This is a genomic window from Paraburkholderia sp. SIMBA_030 (assembly GCF_046535245.1).
In the GTDB taxonomy this organism is placed as follows: domain Bacteria; phylum Pseudomonadota; class Gammaproteobacteria; order Burkholderiales; family Burkholderiaceae; genus Paraburkholderia.
In genome coordinates, this window is record NZ_JAWRXB010000312.1 from 1 (window position 1) to 284 (window position 284).

Genomic DNA, 284 nt, shown 5'->3' on the forward strand with positions numbered 1-284 from the left:
TCTTCGAGCCGTTTTTTTCCACCAAACCTGAAGGCAAAGGGACAGGTCTTGGTCTTTCCATGGTCTACGGCTTCGTCAAGCAATCCGGCGGCCATGTGAAAATCTATTCGGAGATCGGACAGGGCACCACCGTTCGTCTCTATCTGCCGCGCACTCTGGAGGAAGAAGATCTGCTGACTGAAGGCGACCATGGCCCGGCGACCGGTGGCCAGGAGACCATCCTTGTTGCCGAGGACGACGAGGAAGTCCGCGCCACCGTTGTCGAGATGCTTGCCGATCTCGGC

Annotated in this window: 1 protein-coding gene; it reads left to right on the forward strand. The window is 58.1% G+C overall.

From position 1 onward, the window contains the following. Positions 1–284: ATP-binding protein (locus tag SB772_RS40140; RefSeq protein WP_410838537.1), on the forward strand; the 284-nt coding region annotated here is incomplete at both ends.